At 34.7% G+C, this 15066-nt stretch carries 20 protein-coding genes; 5 read left to right on the top strand and 15 right to left on the bottom strand.

Features of this window, described 5'->3' with window-relative positions:
* Window positions 1-30 precede the first annotated feature (30 nt).
* Entirely contained in the window at window positions 31-810 is a 780-nt protein-coding gene (cysZ, locus tag V5290_RS13850) for a sulfate transporter CysZ (RefSeq protein ID WP_333386943.1), read from the top strand.
* 142 nt (window positions 811-952) lie between these two features.
* On the opposite strand, the gene sodB is transcribed toward cysZ, so the two are convergent.
* Window positions 953-1537 carry a superoxide dismutase [Fe] gene (gene sodB, locus V5290_RS13845; protein WP_113819160.1) on the bottom strand — a complete coding sequence of 195 codons (585 nt, stop codon included), beginning with the start codon at window positions 1535-1537 and terminating at the stop codon, window positions 953-955.
* 205 nt (window positions 1538-1742) lie between these two features.
* Between sodB and grxD the strand changes: the two genes are divergently transcribed.
* Window positions 1743-2075: a Grx4 family monothiol glutaredoxin gene (gene grxD / locus V5290_RS13840; RefSeq protein WP_333386940.1), complete on the top strand. Its 333-nt coding sequence runs from the start codon at window positions 1743-1745 to the stop codon at window positions 2073-2075.
* Between the two features lie 128 nt (window positions 2076-2203).
* Here grxD and V5290_RS13835 read toward each other — a convergent pair whose 3' ends face one another.
* Together V5290_RS13835 and rnt are read right to left on the bottom strand one after the other, a co-directional pair.
* Window positions 2204-2608, bottom strand: coding sequence for a fibronectin type III domain-containing protein (locus V5290_RS13835; protein ID WP_333386937.1), 405 nt, complete (start codon window positions 2606-2608; stop codon window positions 2204-2206).
* A gap of 450 nt (window positions 2609-3058) precedes the next feature.
* The gene (gene rnt / locus V5290_RS13830) at window positions 3059-3670 is read right to left on the bottom strand and encodes a ribonuclease T (protein ID WP_333386935.1); all 612 of its coding nucleotides are present in this window, start codon (window positions 3668-3670) and stop codon (window positions 3059-3061) included.
* A 125-nt stretch (window positions 3671-3795) separates the two neighbouring features.
* On the opposite strand from rnt, the gene V5290_RS13825 reads away from it, so the two are divergent.
* On the top strand, window positions 3796-4671 hold the full coding sequence (locus V5290_RS13825) for a flagellar protein MotY (RefSeq protein ID WP_333386932.1): 876 nt from the start codon (window positions 3796-3798) through the stop codon (window positions 4669-4671).
* A 69-nt stretch (window positions 4672-4740) separates the two neighbouring features.
* On the opposite strand, the gene V5290_RS13820 is transcribed toward V5290_RS13825, so the two are convergent.
* The 8 genes from V5290_RS13820 to V5290_RS13785 all read right to left on the bottom strand — a co-directional run bounded on the left by V5290_RS13820 (window position 4741) and on the right by V5290_RS13785 (window position 9049).
* Complete coding sequence (locus V5290_RS13820) at window positions 4741-5529, bottom strand: hypothetical protein (protein ID WP_333386929.1); 789 nt, start codon at window positions 5527-5529, stop codon at window positions 4741-4743.
* A 31-nt stretch (window positions 5530-5560) separates the two neighbouring features.
* Window positions 5561-5812 (bottom strand): Rho-binding antiterminator, encoded by a 252-nt coding sequence (locus tag V5290_RS13815; protein WP_333386926.1) that lies wholly within the window; start codon window positions 5810-5812, stop codon window positions 5561-5563.
* A gap of 9 nt (window positions 5813-5821) precedes the next feature.
* Window positions 5822-6385: a DJ-1/PfpI family protein gene (locus V5290_RS13810; RefSeq protein ID WP_333386924.1), complete on the bottom strand. Its 564-nt coding sequence runs from the start codon at window positions 6383-6385 to the stop codon at window positions 5822-5824.
* 24 nt (window positions 6386-6409) lie between these two features.
* Entirely contained in the window at window positions 6410-6886 is a 477-nt protein-coding gene (locus V5290_RS13805; RefSeq protein WP_333386921.1) for a GNAT family N-acetyltransferase, read from the bottom strand.
* Between the two features lie 35 nt (window positions 6887-6921).
* Entirely contained in the window at window positions 6922-7323 is a 402-nt protein-coding gene (locus V5290_RS13800) for a phosphate-starvation-inducible protein PsiE (protein ID WP_113819168.1), read from the bottom strand.
* A gap of 182 nt (window positions 7324-7505) precedes the next feature.
* Window positions 7506-8000, bottom strand: coding sequence for an N-acetyltransferase (locus V5290_RS13795; RefSeq protein ID WP_333386917.1), 495 nt, complete (start codon window positions 7998-8000; stop codon window positions 7506-7508).
* A 45-nt stretch (window positions 8001-8045) separates the two neighbouring features.
* Window positions 8046-8585 (bottom strand): DUF924 family protein, encoded by a 540-nt coding sequence (locus V5290_RS13790; protein ID WP_333386915.1) that lies wholly within the window; start codon window positions 8583-8585, stop codon window positions 8046-8048.
* Between the two features lie 44 nt (window positions 8586-8629).
* Window positions 8630-9049 carry a MarR family winged helix-turn-helix transcriptional regulator gene (locus tag V5290_RS13785; protein ID WP_333386912.1) on the bottom strand — a complete coding sequence of 140 codons (420 nt, stop codon included), beginning with the start codon at window positions 9047-9049 and terminating at the stop codon, window positions 8630-8632.
* Window positions 9050-9399: 350 nt separating this feature from the next.
* Between V5290_RS13785 and V5290_RS13780 the strand changes: the two genes are divergently transcribed.
* Together V5290_RS13780 and V5290_RS13775 are read left to right on the top strand one after the other, a co-directional pair.
* A complete protein-coding gene (locus V5290_RS13780) occupies window positions 9400-10146 on the top strand; it encodes a siderophore-interacting protein (protein ID WP_333386909.1) in 747 nt (248 codons plus the stop codon).
* Window positions 10147-10289: 143 nt separating this feature from the next.
* Window positions 10290-11282 (top strand): LLM class flavin-dependent oxidoreductase, encoded by a 993-nt coding sequence (locus tag V5290_RS13775; protein ID WP_333386905.1) that lies wholly within the window; start codon window positions 10290-10292, stop codon window positions 11280-11282.
* 51 nt (window positions 11283-11333) lie between these two features.
* Here the strand turns inward: V5290_RS13775 and V5290_RS13770 are convergent, their stop codons facing one another.
* From V5290_RS13770 to V5290_RS13755, 4 genes are all read right to left on the bottom strand, one after another.
* Window positions 11334-11963, bottom strand: coding sequence for a LysE family translocator (locus V5290_RS13770; protein ID WP_333386901.1), 630 nt, complete (start codon window positions 11961-11963; stop codon window positions 11334-11336).
* A 36-nt stretch (window positions 11964-11999) separates the two neighbouring features.
* The gene (locus V5290_RS13765) at window positions 12000-12662 is read right to left on the bottom strand and encodes a YoaK family protein (protein ID WP_333386898.1); all 663 of its coding nucleotides are present in this window, start codon (window positions 12660-12662) and stop codon (window positions 12000-12002) included.
* Between the two features lie 77 nt (window positions 12663-12739).
* Window positions 12740-13213: a Dps family protein gene (locus tag V5290_RS13760; protein WP_290039150.1), complete on the bottom strand. Its 474-nt coding sequence runs from the start codon at window positions 13211-13213 to the stop codon at window positions 12740-12742.
* Between the two features lie 207 nt (window positions 13214-13420).
* On the bottom strand, window positions 13421-15013 hold the full coding sequence (locus V5290_RS13755; protein WP_333386893.1) for a GGDEF domain-containing phosphodiesterase: 1593 nt from the start codon (window positions 15011-15013) through the stop codon (window positions 13421-13423).
* Window positions 15014-15066 lie beyond the last annotated feature (53 nt).

Below are 15066 nucleotides of genomic sequence, written 5' to 3'. Positions count from 1 at the left end.
TATCAGAAATATCAATGACAAGGCTTCTTTATGAACAACAATACTATAATTGAACAACCCCTGACAGGTTTAGGGTATTTATTCAAAGGAGTACAACTTCTTAGACACCCTCAATTGAGAGTTTTTGTATTAGTCCCTTTATTTATCAATGTCTTAATTTTCGCCAGCGCTTTCTGGTTTTTATTCTCCAGTATTACAGACTGGATAGAAACCTATATGCAAGCGCTACCGGCCTTTTTAAGCTGGTTATCTTATATATTATGGCCGGTGATTATTTTTTCTATTTTATTCTCGTTTTCTTTTATTTTTTCAACCATTGCCAATTTAATTGCCGCACCCTTTAATGGTTTACTGGCTGAAAAGACAGAAATTTTACTGACTAAGTCTGCGATTAATGATGATGGCTGGCAAGATCTTTTAAAAGATTTACCAAGAATACTGAAGCGTGAATGTCAGAAATGGGCATACTTTTTACCAAGAATGTTAGGTTGTTTTATTCTATTTTTTATACCAGTGATAGGTCAAACTATTGCACCAATTATATGGCTAGTTTTTGCTGGGTGGATGATGGCTATTCAATATGCCGATTACCCATTTGATAATCACAAAGTCTCTTTTGCTGTAATGCGTGAAACTCTAGGAAAGCGCTTTGGTAAGAATATTACTTTTGGCATGATTATTAGTTTCTGTACCACTATCCCATTATTAAATTTTATTATTATGCCAATTGCAGTATGTGGGGCGACGGCAGCTTGGGTTGATATTTACAAACAACAAGTGCTTTCTAATCCATTAAATCGTATTGAATAAGTCATTATCCAGTCTCATCAGCAACCTAACTAATCTAGTTAGTTTTTATTTGTAGGCTTTTAAAACTAAAAAAACCTAGCTTGAATAACAAGCTAGGTTTTTAATATCAATATCATCGCACTAATGATATTTGTTACATAGATTATGCAGCGAAGTTTTTCGCAACAAATTCCCAGTTAACTAGAGCCCAGAAACCATTTAGGTAGTTAGGACGAACATTACGGTAATCGATGTAATATGCATGTTCCCATAAATCAACAGTTAGAAGCGGTGTTGTACCTTCTTCAGTTAGTGGAGTTGCTGCATTTGAAGTGTTAACGATTTCTAAAGAACCGTCAGCTTTTTTAACTAACCAAGTCCATGAAGAACCAAAGTTGTTAACCGCTTTATCGTTTAATTGTGCTTGGAATTCAGCAAAAGAGCCGAATTTAGCATCGATTGCAGCAGCTAATTCACCAGTAGGCTCGCCACCAGCGTTAGGTGCAAGACAGTTCCAGTAGAACGTGTGGTTCCAGATTTGTGCAGCATTGTTGAAAACACCACCTTCAGAAGTTTTAATGATTTCTTCTAAAGATTTTTCAGCAAGATCAGTACCTTCCACTAAACCATTTAGTTTAGCTACGTAAGTTGCATGGTGTTTACCATGATGAAATTCTAAAGTTTCAGCTGAAATATGTGGTTCTAATGCATCTTTTGCGTAAGGTAATGCTGGTAATTCAAAAGCCATTTTAAATTCTCCTAATAAAGGCTGAGGGGGGGTAAATCTGTTTGATCTAGTTATACTTTCTTTAGTAAGAAAAAGCCACCATAAAAATTGACCTAGATCATTTTATATCTATGATAGAATGATCGCAAATTCATGGATAGATTGCACGTATACAACTGTTATAATGTGCAATTAATGACAATATTCTATCGTTAGAGGAAAAATAATGGAAACATTAGATAAAATCAAAGAACAATTAAGCGAAAATACTATTCTACTATACATGAAAGGTTCGCCTAAATTACCAAGCTGTGGTTTCTCATCACAGGCATCTCAAGCTTTAATGCAATGTGGTCAACCTTTCGCTTATGTTGATATTCTGCAAAACCCAGATATTCGAGCTGAATTACCAAAGTACGCTAACTGGCCAACTTTCCCACAATTATGGGTAGAAGGTGAATTAGTTGGTGGTTGTGACATTATTTTAGAAATGTTTCAACAAGGTGAATTACAAGAATTAATTACTGCTACTGCTGAAAAAGCACAACCTGCAGAATAATATTTTTTTGTAATAAAAGGCGCTTACTTTTACAAGTGAGCGCCTTTTTCTTTAGAGTTAAATAACCAACTCTTTAACGAACAAGTTAATTATTTTTAAAACAAAAAATATTTCTTTTAGTATGTTTATTAAACATCTTCGCTACAACTTATGTCTGAATATGCTATACCATTCTCGTTATAAGCACCGATCCTATAACAATAAATACTGTTAGCCTCGACATTATTATCAACGTAACTAGTTTCATTTACATCTACTGATGTGACTACGATAAAGTCATCTTCACCATCCACACTTCGCTCAATTAAAAAACCATCTTCATTATCAGCTAAGTCATCCCAGCTAATTTCGAGTGATGCGGTTTCAACTTCCTCAGGTTCTTCATCAATGGTAATACTAACTAATTCTTCAAATGACTCTTCAACGCTTACTTCTACCTGCTCTGCCGTTTCAGAACCATCTCCCCCACCACATGCAGTGACTGAAAGAAAAGCCATTAAAACAATCAGCTTGTTGCATTTATTTTTTATCATTTTTTATACAATCCCCTTTCTAACCCATTATGCTATTTATAATAAATAGACTGCTTATCAATAAATTACGTAGCAGACATGACCTCACAAAAGCTAATCCAATGATTAGTAAATGTATTAATCAAATTAGTTTACTCATGCCTACCAATGTGTTTTACAATAAAAACATCAAAATCGAGTTTTTGTAACGCTTACAGAAACTACCCCATAAAGAGTAGTTGTTAAAAATAAAAAAGCCATTAATATTTTCCAATATTAATAGCTTTTTTATGACAGAAACAGCGATAACTAGTTCATGCAACAGCGCTGATATTATATATTTTTTATACTGAAACGGTTTAAAAAATATTCACAACTAGTATTAAAATGAATATATAATGTTGTTCTATTTAATAAATTTATAATTCACAATCATTAAATCAGAAACGATTAAATAAATATTTATTTTATTTAATTCCAACCACCTAATGCTTTGTAGCGATTAACCATGTAATAGAATAACTCTGCAGTTACTTCTGTATCGTATAAAGCAGAATGAGCTTCATTATTGTCATAATCAACACCAGCTTTTTCACAGGCTTTAGCTAATACGGTTTGCCCTAAGGTTAAACCAGCCATACTTGCCGTATCAAATGCAGCAAAAGGATGAAAAGGAACACGCTTTAATTTACAACGCTCCGTTGCCTTATTAATGAAACCTTGATCAAAAGAAGCATTATGAGCCACTAAAATCGCTCTATTACATTCATTTTGCTTTTGATACTTACGTACTTTTTTAAAAATTTCTGTTAGAGCTTCACGTTCATCAACAGCACCGCGTAGAGGATTAAAAGGGTCAATACCAGTGAAACTCAATGCTTTAGGATCTAATTCTGCACCTTCAAATGGCATCACATGAAAATGCATTTTATCAACACTGATTAAATAACCTTGTTCATCCATTTCAGGGAAAATTGCCGCAATTTCAAGCATTGCATGCACATTTGAATCTAAACCTGATGTTTCGATATCAATAATAACTGGGTAAAACCCTCGGAACCTTTCTGCTAATTTATTATCCATTTCATCTCACTGTTAAAATAAAGTCCAAATATTATGCCAGAAAGTAAAAAAAACCGCATAAATTTACTAAAGATATTCTGTCGTCTGTCGATATAAACAACAGAGATCAAATACATCGAGCGATTATGAAAAAAATAATACCTTTAATATTCATTATGACCACTACGCCAGTGTACTCTGCAAGTAAGCAGTATCATGCAGGACTAGATAACTCTAATTGGTATTTAAGCAGCTCATCACCAATACAATGTACACTTGAGCATCCAATTCCTAGATATGGCCAAGCTAATTTTGTTGCTAAAGCGAGTAAGAAAATCAATTTAGATTTTAGGTTAGATAGTAAAAGAGCAATGCCTAGTACCGAAGTTGTACAATTAAAATCTGTTCCACCAGAATGGCACCCTGGCGCGGCACCAGAATTAATTGATACAGTCACTTTCCACCAGCAGTTTGATGGTTATGTGACTAAGCAAAGTGCATGGCGTATGCTAAGTGAATTAGAACGAGGCCAAGTCCCTACTTTTTATTTTCATGATTGGTACAACAACCAGCAATTAATTAGTGTTGGATTATCATCGATTAACTTCAACAAAACCTATGATGCGTTTAACGATTGTATATCACAATTATTGCCTTATAACTTTGATGATATTTCTTACAGTATTCTGCGCTATAAGAAAGATGGTTCATTGTTAACTCAATTTTCTAAAAAGCGTTTAAAAATGATTGGCGATTATATAAAGCACGATAAATCAATTAACGTTATCCTTGTCTCTGGTTATACAGATGGCTATGGAGATATTAATAACAATCAAATTTTATCTGAAAAACGCGCAAACTCGGTAAAAAGTTACTTAGCAAAACTTGGTTTCAACAATGATAATATAAAAGTCTCTGGTTACGGTGAAAGACATCATGTTGCAGATAACAGGGATATTTTAGGACGCCAAGAAAACAGGCGAGTGATTATCTCAATTGAGAAAGAAAAAGAGGAAATTTAATCCTACTTACTAAGATTTTTTACTACATAGAGACATAATTTTATTAACAACAATGCCGCTATGTAGCATTTAATAACAGCGCTTAATGTTACACGCAGGTAGATAGGTTATTTGCTCAATAATATCGTCAATTTCCTGCCAATCCATCTCTGTGAACAATAATTTATTTCTCTTAAGTTGTTGTTGGCTGGCAATTCCGACACGACTAGCAATGACGACTATATTGCTAAAGTTCTTAAACTCAACTAATGCTAGATAAGAGAAATATTTTCTTATGGTTAATAATATATCAGTTAGTTTCTGAGCATTTTCTACATAAAGGTTGATTAATACTAATCCATTCTCAGTAGTGATATTAATCAGCTGTTGGTAAAACTGCTCTTCAAGTAAACAACTACTCCCCTGCTCACCTATAAACAGATCAGATAAAATAACATCATATTGTTGATCACTACTAGCAACAAACTCTTCTGCTGTAGTACATATGACATTGGATTGGTTTGTTAATAAGAAGTGCTGTTTTGCCATATCGACAATTGATGATGAAGACTCAATAGAAGTAATAGAAAACTCAGAATATTGCGCTAGACAACGTTCTAGCGCAGCTCCACCCAACCCAAGATTCAATATGTTTAAGGCTTTAGGGTTAATTAATAAGAACAATAAAAAAGATTGCGTAACCGGCATAATTATTTGAACTGGATTGGATAGAGACATAATCGATTGTATTGAACAACCTGCATATTCAAACCATCTATATGTTGCAGACTCTTTGACGACTAGTTTTTCTCCCTTAATAAATTGCTGATGAATAATGCGATGAGGAAAAAGTTTATTATTGTTAAATTTATCAATCACCCAGCACTCCTTTTACCTCATTGTAAGTTTATTAAGACTCAACAAAGTTTATCTGTTTTAAGTGTGGGTTATCAACCATCACCAAAAGAGAAGCTATATGGTCTAAGACAATGACTAATTCTTGGCCATTATTATCAATTTTAATGCATTCTTGTTTGTTTTGATCTCTTACTGTGTCGACTGCAACACCTTCAATAATATCCCCTGATTTTAAGGATATTTTCACTGGATAGTGATACATACAAACTATTTCGATATAGTCATATTGATGACAAGTTAACATCTGATTACCTTAAATGTATTGTACTTTTTCAGAGACTGGTGAAGCATAATGTATCGCAGCTTCTGCCTGTTGCTTACCAACTAATTTGTAAATAACCCAAGTTGCTAAATATTGAGAAGCTAAACATCCACCTGCGGTTGCAATATTACCTTGCGCGTTAAAAGGTTTATTTATCACCTCTACACCCGACTTAATAACCCAAGGCTTAGTTGTTAAATCAGTGCATGCTGCGACGCCATTCAATAAGCCTAGTACAAACATTAATAACGTACCTGAACACTGGCCACCAATAAGTTGTTTACTAGGATCTAAATTCAAACGAGATAATAAATGACTATCTTTAGCAATGTCTCGAGTTAATAGCTCGCTTCCAAATAAAACAACATCTGCAATGTTAACAAACTCTAAAGATTGTTGTGACATAATCGTAACACCGTTCATTGATACAACAGAAGGCGACGGGCTGGTAATTTGTACATCCCAGCCTCGTTCTTTAATTCGATTCAATATACCCGCGGCAATAAAAGAGTCTAATTCATTAAAGCCATCAAATATTAATATCGCTATTTTCATACTATTTCCTCAATACTGATACAATTACACTAATCGCTTTTGCATCAAGTATTGCATTAAAGGTACGTCATTTCTAATGACTGTTTGTGACTTAATAGTCTTAAAATCGAACTTTTCAAATAAAGGTTTAGCAACTATCGAGGCTTCTACATACAAAGTAGAGATATAAGAGTACTTTGCACGTTTGATGAGGTGAGATAATAGGTAAGTGGCGACACCTCGCTGCTGATAGTTAGGGTGAACATAAGCACAATCGATATGTCCATCCTTTTCAAGTTCCATGAAGCCTGCGACTTTATCATTTATCAATAATAAAAATGGCTTTTTATTAGCTAATCGCTTCTCCCATTTGTGATAATTTATGGGGGAAGGAGCCCAAGCACACTGTTGTGAAACTGAATAAATATTTGGGTCAATGGAATGAACAGACAGATAAAATAGCTCTGCAATTTCTTTAGCTCTTGAAGGACAATAACTTACGACTTTATAATTTTCTCGCATTGTTATCATCCCCGCTTAGAAATGTTAATGGTAGGCTAGATATCTTTATCGGATTTTCCATAAGGGTATTTAATATGACCGTAACGAATAACTAAAATGGCTAACACAATAATTAAAATCGATGCCGATAAACCGAGCATTCTCCACGTATCCAAATTTTTCATATCCAAAATCATATAACGTGCCAAAGCAACAACGGCGATATATAGCGGCATTCTTACAGGTAAACGGCCAGACTTTAAATATAAACTCACCATGGCAAATACTTCTAAGTAGATAAATAATAGTAATAAATCCGCTAAAGTCACTTCCCAATTTTTGAAAACAATCCAGACTTCTGCAGCCATTGCAATAACTGTTAATACGGCAATGGTAAATAAGCCAATGTGCTCCACCAACGATAAGGCTTTGTAGCCTGCTTTTTTCACATTTGACATGCGACTCCCCTACTAAATAAACGGCTCTGTACAATAACAAATCAGAAAATATAAAATTAACATCACAATATCAAAATTACACGTATAATCAATTACTTAATAACATATTCATTGATACAATTTGCTGCCTTTCTTAATTAGGTTGTAATTAACATCTAAATTATAATCTAATCAATTGATATTTATAAAGAAAGTGACATTTCATGCCAACTTAAACCGCCATGTAATGAGTCTGACGGTCCTAAATGAGTAAAACCGTGCTTAGCATATAAATGGATTAACTCTGTTTGACAGATTAAATAGATGTCTGATTTTTTTAACGCCTGCATTTGCGCTATAAAAGCCGATAATAAAGTATCTGCATAACCTTTACCTTGGTAATCAGGATGAACAACAACGGACATCACCACAATATGTTTCCCCGCTGCATCATGCCCGACTAATTCTTTAAAGGCTTCATCTGATAACTGTACATGGTGTGTCGCACCTGAATTCACAAAACCGATAATCTCTATATCATTTTCTAAAATAAGAAAACCTTGTGGGTATTGCTGAATTCGACACAATATTTTTTCTTTACTCGCCGCTTCATCACCGGCATAAGCGGCTCGCTCAATCTCATAACATCTATCTAAATCACTTGTTTTTGCTTCTCGTATATTGAATAGATCGTTCATAGTACTGGGTTCCAACTATTGGTTATTGTTTTTTGTCGTTAATGGTTAAAAACTCGAATTTGGCTGCGTTAAGAAAGCGAGCTCTTCAGTTGTCGAAGTACGTTTTAATATTTCATTACGATGAGGGTAACGTCCGAATTTGACAATAATATTTCTGTGCATAATCTCGAAATCGAGATTAGATTGCAGTCCATTTTGCGTAAAAAGCTGTACTGCCTGGTCATGAATTAGCAAAGACTCACTGTGCATAAATGGCATATATATAAAACTTCGCTCAACAGCCGTTAACTCTTTCTCTACACCTATTGAGATTGCTTCCTGTGCAAGTATCAGTGCGAGTGAGTCCGAAGCGAATGCTCGCGATGATCCTCTGAACATATTACGTGAAAATTGATCTAGCAAGATGATTTCAGCTAACCGTCCCTTTGGCGTTTTTCGCCACTGGAATAATTCACCGCGATTTGCTTGCTGATGTAATGTTTTGAAATTAGTTGTAATGTAACTATCTACGGCAACGTCTTTTTTCCACCATTGTTCAGGTTGTAATTGAGTAAACCAAAAATCATAAATATCCTGATAATTCATACTAGCCTCTTTTAAGTTTTTAGCGCTATCCTTAACAAGATAAGCTATTTTAAATTGTTATTCATTTTATCGATGACGTTTGTAAATGTGTTAACTTGCTCCTCAGAAATATTTTTACACATCTTTTCATTAATTGCTTTTTCTGCTTCTAACACTTTGGTTAATAGCGCTTTTCCTTCAGTTGTAAAAGAGATAATAAAACATCTTTTATCTTTGATAGATGCTGTCTTTTCGACCAATCCTAAATTAATCAACTCTTTGATTAAACGTGCTATTTGCGCTTTATCACGCCGCATTTTTTGTACTATATCGTTTGCAGTACAATTTTCTATATCATTAATGATGTACAAGCAACGTACATGCATAGCATTTAAACCCAGTTCATTAGCATTGATACTTTCTCGTATCGTTACTCGGTAATGTTGCATTAATGTAAAAAGTGAATTAATTAGGGGAGTATCCATGCGCGCCTCACATTGATTGACAAAGTCAACCAAAACGCTATAGTTGACATTATCAACCATAACACATGCACAATAGCAAATATAGATATGAGTTTTAAAATGAGCACTATCTACGTGAAGAGCTTATATAATATTTTTAACAATAATGATTGATATCGCCAACACTGTAATACCAATTACATTAAGTAAATGATCTAAATTTTGCGCAGGAAAAATGACTGAGTTCAAGGCGTAATTTGAGTTAAATAGTTATTCTATTTGCGAAAATTACAACGAAGAAATAAGTTATTTTAACAAGTAAAATAGGTCAATTAATTATTGTGATTGGTATAAGTTCAACAAGGAATAATATGCGCAAACAAATTCGACAAGCAAATGTATTAAGTACGCAAAAGATCACTCCTCATTTACAACGAATTGTCATTGGGTCTGAGGAATTTAAAGGCTTTACTTCCTCTTTAATAGGCAGCTATGTCAAAGTGTTACTCGCTAAAGAGGCCGAACCAATTAGTGATATAGAGATGAAAAATGCCTGGATGCGCTCTTACACCATTCAAGATGTACAAGAAAACACTGGTGCATTAACTTTGGATTTTGTTATTAATATGCATCAAGGGCCTGCTACCGATTGGGCAAAAACAGCTAAGGTCGGTGATAAGTTGGCCATTGCTGGACCAGGACCTAAAAAGCTCGATGAATTAAATCAACCACATTATGTATTAATTGGAGACTTAACTTCAGTTAACGCGATTAAAGGTTACCTCCACCTGCTACCGAACTCAGCTCGCATTGATGCCATTGTTCATGTCCCAACTGAACAAGATATTATAGAATTAGACACAAAAAGATCGGTAAATTGGCTAGTGACAGAAACACCGAATCAAGATGTTCCAAGTGCGTTGGATAAATTGTCTATTTCACAAGATAGTATTATTTTTATGGCTATTGAAGCTGGATTAATGGGTAAGCTAAAAGATTTTTTTACTCAACAATACCAAGTATCTCGCACTCAAATAGTCGCTTCAGGCTACTGGAAACAAGGTGTGGATTCTGAAAACTATAAACTTCAACGCCAACAATTAGCAAACACACAGTAAATCAATAGTACTTTATTGAATAGTTCCCTCGCCTATTTATTAAATTGCTGTTAACAGTGCATTAAAAAACTGTCAAACTAACTGAGTTCATTTCTATTCATGCCATCGCTAAGGTATGTACAACTCTATGCAGAGGTATTTTTTTGTTATCAACAATTCCTTTCTCCCTTTTAGAACTTGCACCAATGCAAAAAGAAGCAAGCGTTGCAGAAACATTATCCAAAAGCACACAATACGCACAAAAAGCAGATCAGCTTGGTTACAACCGCTTTTGGCTTGCCGAACATCATAATATGCCAGGTATCATTTGTGCCGCCACCAGTATTTTAATTGGTCATATTGCAGGTAAAACCAAACGTATTCGCGTAGGCTCAGGCGGCATAATGTTGCCTAATCATTCCCCTTTGGTCGTTGCAGAGCAATTCGGTACCTTAGAAAGCTTATACCCTGGCCGCATAGACTTAGGATTAGGCAGAGCACCTGGTAGTGATAGTGTCACCAGCAGAGCCTTGAATAGTGACCTGCAACGAGCACAACAGTTTCCTGAAGAGGTTAGCCAACTACAAAGGTTGTTAGGGTCTGAGAATGCGAATGCTTCTGTACGAGCTATTCCAGGAGAAGACACAAATATACCAATTTGGCTATTAGGTTCAAGTTTATTCAGTGCTAAACTAGCAGCAGAAAAAGGGTTGCCTTACGTATTTGCGGGACATTTTGCCCCGCAATTTTTAGAGCAAGCAGTCGCACTTTATCGTAAAGAGTTTAAAGCTTCTGCAACCTTAACTAAGCCTTATTTTATGTTAGCTTTACCTATTGTTGCCGCTGAAACAGATCAACAAGCCGAATATTTATCAACGACCTCTAAACAAAGAGTACTCGCATTAATGCGCGGGCAACCGCTCTGGTTAAAACCACCTGTCGACTCTATGACGGGCTTATGGACAGCTCAAGAAAAAGCACAAGTCGACAGTTTTTTGAGTTTAAGTATAGTGGGTGGGCCGACTAGCATTAAACATAAGCTTGAGGTTATCGCAAAGCAATTTACTGTTGATGAATTTATTTTTACCAATGACTTATATGATGACCAAGAGCGTCAACATGCTTTAGAAATAATTATATCGGTAAAAGATCAATAAGTTATTTTCTACCGTCGTACAGTATCAATCAATTACTTTAGTTAATTATTATTAACTCTTAGTTAACGCTATTTTTGCGCTTAGTCCAATTAAAACGCTACCGGATACTCCTTCTAGTATTCGGCTATAGCCTTGTGCTTTTGTGCCTTTAATTAACACACTGCCTAAACTGGCATATAGTAAATTGCACAGCGTTGCTAATGCACTAAACAATAAACCTAATATCAACAAATGATGACTCGCATTACTACTAGCAGGATCAATAAATTGCGGTAAAAAAGCCAGAAAAAACATAGCCACTTTAGGGTTCAATACACTTACAATCATCCCTTGTTTAAATACATGTTTAGATTTTTGATTCTCATTGGTATTAATAGAAAAAGCACTTTGTTGTTGATAACAGTTAATTAGTGAGCGAACCCCTAAATACAAAAGATAAGCAGCCCCTAAATATTTTATTACCGTAAATAACAAAGCTGAACTGACAATCAATGCAGATAATCCTATCACTGCGGCAAAAGTATGAATTAAATAACCCGCTCCTAATCCCAACGACGCTTGAATACCAGATTTTATATTACCTTTCATGGTATTGCTTACAATGTAAATAACATCAGGCCCAGGAATCAAGTTAATCGATAATGCTGCAATAACAAATAAAATTAATGAGTGTGCTTCCATTATTTAACTTTCCTTTAAAGAGATTAAAAATCCATTTTATCTATTCATTTTTAAACTATAAATTGAATAAGATAATGCGAGGAATATACATATGAACACAGGGATGTATAAAGCTTGAAAGTAAAAAAGATCGAAAAAATAAGCCCCCAGTACTCCTCCACTAATAAATCCTGTAATAATTAACATAAAGAGCAGTAACTTTCTTTTATCAAAAGCTTCGCCACGTAATTTAGCACCTATCATAATACCGATATCGGTAAAAATGCCAGTCATATGGGTTGTTCTAATTACCGCTCCACTATAGGTTGTGGCTAAAGCATTTTGCAAACCACAGGCAGCGGAAGCAAAATAATGTCCAGCTACCCCATCCTTTGATAAATAAAAAATACTCATTAAAAGCAACAACCCTTCTAAGTACAGTAACCCACTATAACGTCGGCCTAATTTTAACGAACCACCTTTCAAGTAATAACCAGAAATAACAGAACCAATAACAAAGCTAATTAGAATAAATAAAAGATGTAAACTAGATGAAAAAGAGGCTGTGATCAATCCTGTACCAAATTGTGTTGCAGTACCAGAAAGATGTGAAATAGCTTGATGTTGGAAACCTAATAGGCCAATTGAATTGATAAACCCTGCGATTAACGCAAGTATAAATGCACCAGATTCAACCCAACGTGGAAGTCTTGATATCATAGGCATAACTTTTTTAAAAATAAAAAAGCGCGTGATCATGACGACCACACGCTTATTATTCGTCTAAAAAGACTAAATTATAGCGCTTTAGTCGCTCTTAACATCCAAGCCGTTTTTTCATGAATACGCATACGGTCTGATACTAAAGATGCAGTAGACTCATCATCTGCTTCTTGTGCAACTTTTAATACTTTACGAGATGTCTTTACAACTTGCTCGTGTGCTTTCGTCAATAGAGAAACCATATCTGATGCACTTGGTACACCTTCAACTTCTTCAATCGAGCTAAGTCTTGCAAACTCTTTATAAGTACCCGGTGCAGCATCACCTAAGGTTCTAATACGTTCAGCAATATCATCAACTGCAACTGCAAGTTCTGTATAATGCTCTTCAAACATTAAATGTAACTCACGGAACTGTGGGCCCGTAACATTCCAATGAAAGTTGTGCGTTTGTAAATATAGAGTATAAGAATCCGCTAAAAGACGTTTCAAGCCTTCAGATATTTCTGCACGATTTTCTTTACTAATACCAATATCAATCTCTGTCATCTTATTTCCTTACAGTAATAACTGTTACTCACATAACAGCCTAGTGAAACAAAAAAGTAACTAATAACAATCTCTTAATTGGATCATCACTAAAACTAATTAACGTCTTTAGGTTACTGCATTAATAACTAATGAGCAATACAAGCCAGCTGATCTTTTACTATTTAGAAAAGTTTTATGGGCTAATAAAATCCTATATTATATGAATTAAATTATTGCAGTATCTTGTTTAATTAGCTCAATAATCTCTGATAGAGGTAAAGCTTTGGAAAAAAAGTAGCCTTGAACATAATCACAACCTAACTCTATTAATAGCTCAAGTTGTTGTTCAGTCTCCACTCCTTCAGCTAATACTCTTACATCCAAAATTCTTCCCAGTTCAATGATATGTTTAATAAAATTTCTATCTAGTTCAGTATGACAAATTTTATCAACCAAACTACGATCCAGTTTTAGTTTATTGATGGAATGGTGAAAGTTTCGAATCAAACTTAAGGATGAATAGCCTGTACCGAAATCATCTAAAGCGATATGCATTCCTAATGCTTTCACTTGCAACATATTATCAGAAAGCATTTTATCGTTATTAATTGATGAGGTTTCAGTTACTTCTAATTCGATAAAATGTGTCGGGCAGTTTGTCCTTACAAGAATCTGTTTAATACGCTCAATAAAATCACTCATTTCCATGGTTTTAAAAGATACATTAATAGCAATTCTTGGCACATGGATACTTTGACGTTGCCAGAGTGTTAACTGCTTACATACTTTTTCAAATACCCATAGATCAAACTCAAAGTGCAAACCAATTTCTTCAGTAATAGCGACAAAAATATCTGGCTGAATAACACCTAGGCTCGGATCTGTCCAACGAGAAAGTGCTTCTAATCCAACTAACGCTTGGGTATGCATATCATATTGAGGCTGATAATGGATATCGATAATATCCGCAGACATTGCTTTAGGCAGAGCTTCTATGATCAATTTATACCGTAAGAAATCTTCTTTGGGCTCAGGTGTAGCAATAAAATAATTGTTAATACTGTATTTTTTAGCTTTTTGTTTTACTGTTTCTGCTGCAATTTGCATCGAATGATAACTGTGGTAGTCATAGCCAGGGGCACTCACTCCAATACTAAATGACTTACTAATAGCCAGATCATCAGAGATAACAATAGGTTTAGCTAAAGAGAAGCAAAGATTTTGGCAAATAAGCTCAATACGCTTTCTTAGTACTAACTCTGATAAATTTTCATTGTCTTCAATGAGTATCGCATATTTAGCATTAGAAAAACGAATAACAAACCCAAAACTTTTTAATAAAGACTGTAAACGCTGCCCCAATAAAGTGAGATATTGATCACCAATGGTATAATCATAACGAAAATTAATAGCAGAGAAATTGTCGGCTTCTAGTACTAATAGCACCATATCTTTTAATGCAAAACGACCGCTATCTAGTAAATAATTAACACGAGAAATTAAAGCCCAACCATTTGGTAGGTTAGTGATTGGATCAATAGATTTATTCTCAGAAACATTAAAGTACAACTTAAAAATATCCGCTCCCTCATAGACACAATGTAGTTTTACACTTACTGCATAATAAAATTGATTAAATATTTTAGCGCTAGTAATAACCCCTTCGTCGCTATGCATTGTTTCATCAAATAAAACATCTAACGTCGAATAACGATTACTCTTATCAAGTATCAGTTTACTTTGCAGGTGTAGGTTACGAATAGTTGCTCGGGAGAAGCCTGATAGTTCAATAAAAGCATCATTACAACTTGTTACCATATTGACACTGCCTCTATATACAGTGATTGCTGCTAAAAGAGTTTTACTGTTGT

Origin of the sequence: Psychromonas arctica (assembly GCF_036697365.1) — a bacterium.
GTDB lineage: Bacteria > Pseudomonadota > Gammaproteobacteria > Enterobacterales > Psychromonadaceae > Psychromonas > Psychromonas arctica_A.
Note: the sequence above shows the minus strand (reverse complement) of the source record. Positions and strands in the feature narration are given on the sequence as shown.

What these genes read in the sequence shown, in the direction of transcription:
- cysZ (WP_333386943.1), top strand. Translation starts at nt 31, where the DNA reads ATGAACAACAATACTATAATTGAACAACCCCTGACAGGTTTAGGGTAT.
- sodB (WP_113819160.1), bottom strand. Translation starts at nt 1,537, where the DNA reads ATGGCTTTTGAATTACCAGCATTACCTTACGCAAAAGATGCATTAGAA.
- grxD (WP_333386940.1), top strand. Translation starts at nt 1,743, where the DNA reads ATGGAAACATTAGATAAAATCAAAGAACAATTAAGCGAAAATACTATT.
- V5290_RS13835 (WP_333386937.1), bottom strand. Translation starts at nt 2,608, where the DNA reads ATGATAAAAAATAAATGCAACAAGCTGATTGTTTTAATGGCTTTTCTT.
- rnt (WP_333386935.1), bottom strand. Translation starts at nt 3,670, where the DNA reads ATGGATAATAAATTAGCAGAAAGGTTCCGAGGGTTTTACCCAGTTATT.
- V5290_RS13825 (WP_333386932.1), top strand. Translation starts at nt 3,796, where the DNA reads ATGAAAAAAATAATACCTTTAATATTCATTATGACCACTACGCCAGTG.
- V5290_RS13815 (WP_333386926.1), bottom strand. Translation starts at nt 5,812, where the DNA reads ATGTTAACTTGTCATCAATATGACTATATCGAAATAGTTTGTATGTAT.
- V5290_RS13810 (WP_333386924.1), bottom strand. Translation starts at nt 6,385, where the DNA reads ATGAAAATAGCGATATTAATATTTGATGGCTTTAATGAATTAGACTCT.
- V5290_RS13805 (WP_333386921.1), bottom strand. Translation starts at nt 6,886, where the DNA reads ATGCGAGAAAATTATAAAGTCGTAAGTTATTGTCCTTCAAGAGCTAAA.
- V5290_RS13800 (WP_113819168.1), bottom strand. Translation starts at nt 7,323, where the DNA reads ATGTCAAATGTGAAAAAAGCAGGCTACAAAGCCTTATCGTTGGTGGAG.
- V5290_RS13795 (WP_333386917.1), bottom strand. Translation starts at nt 8,000, where the DNA reads ATGAACGATCTATTCAATATACGAGAAGCAAAAACAAGTGATTTAGAT.
- V5290_RS13790 (WP_333386915.1), bottom strand. Translation starts at nt 8,585, where the DNA reads ATGAATTATCAGGATATTTATGATTTTTGGTTTACTCAATTACAACCT.
- V5290_RS13785 (WP_333386912.1), bottom strand. Translation starts at nt 9,049, where the DNA reads ATGGATACTCCCCTAATTAATTCACTTTTTACATTAATGCAACATTAC.
- V5290_RS13780 (WP_333386909.1), top strand. Translation starts at nt 9,400, where the DNA reads ATGCGCAAACAAATTCGACAAGCAAATGTATTAAGTACGCAAAAGATC.
- V5290_RS13770 (WP_333386901.1), bottom strand. Translation starts at nt 11,963, where the DNA reads ATGGAAGCACACTCATTAATTTTATTTGTTATTGCAGCATTATCGATT.
- V5290_RS13765 (WP_333386898.1), bottom strand. Translation starts at nt 12,662, where the DNA reads ATGATATCAAGACTTCCACGTTGGGTTGAATCTGGTGCATTTATACTT.
- V5290_RS13760 (WP_290039150.1), bottom strand. Translation starts at nt 13,213, where the DNA reads ATGACAGAGATTGATATTGGTATTAGTAAAGAAAATCGTGCAGAAATA.
- V5290_RS13755 (WP_333386893.1), bottom strand. Translation starts at nt 15,013, where the DNA reads ATGGTAACAAGTTGTAATGATGCTTTTATTGAACTATCAGGCTTCTCC.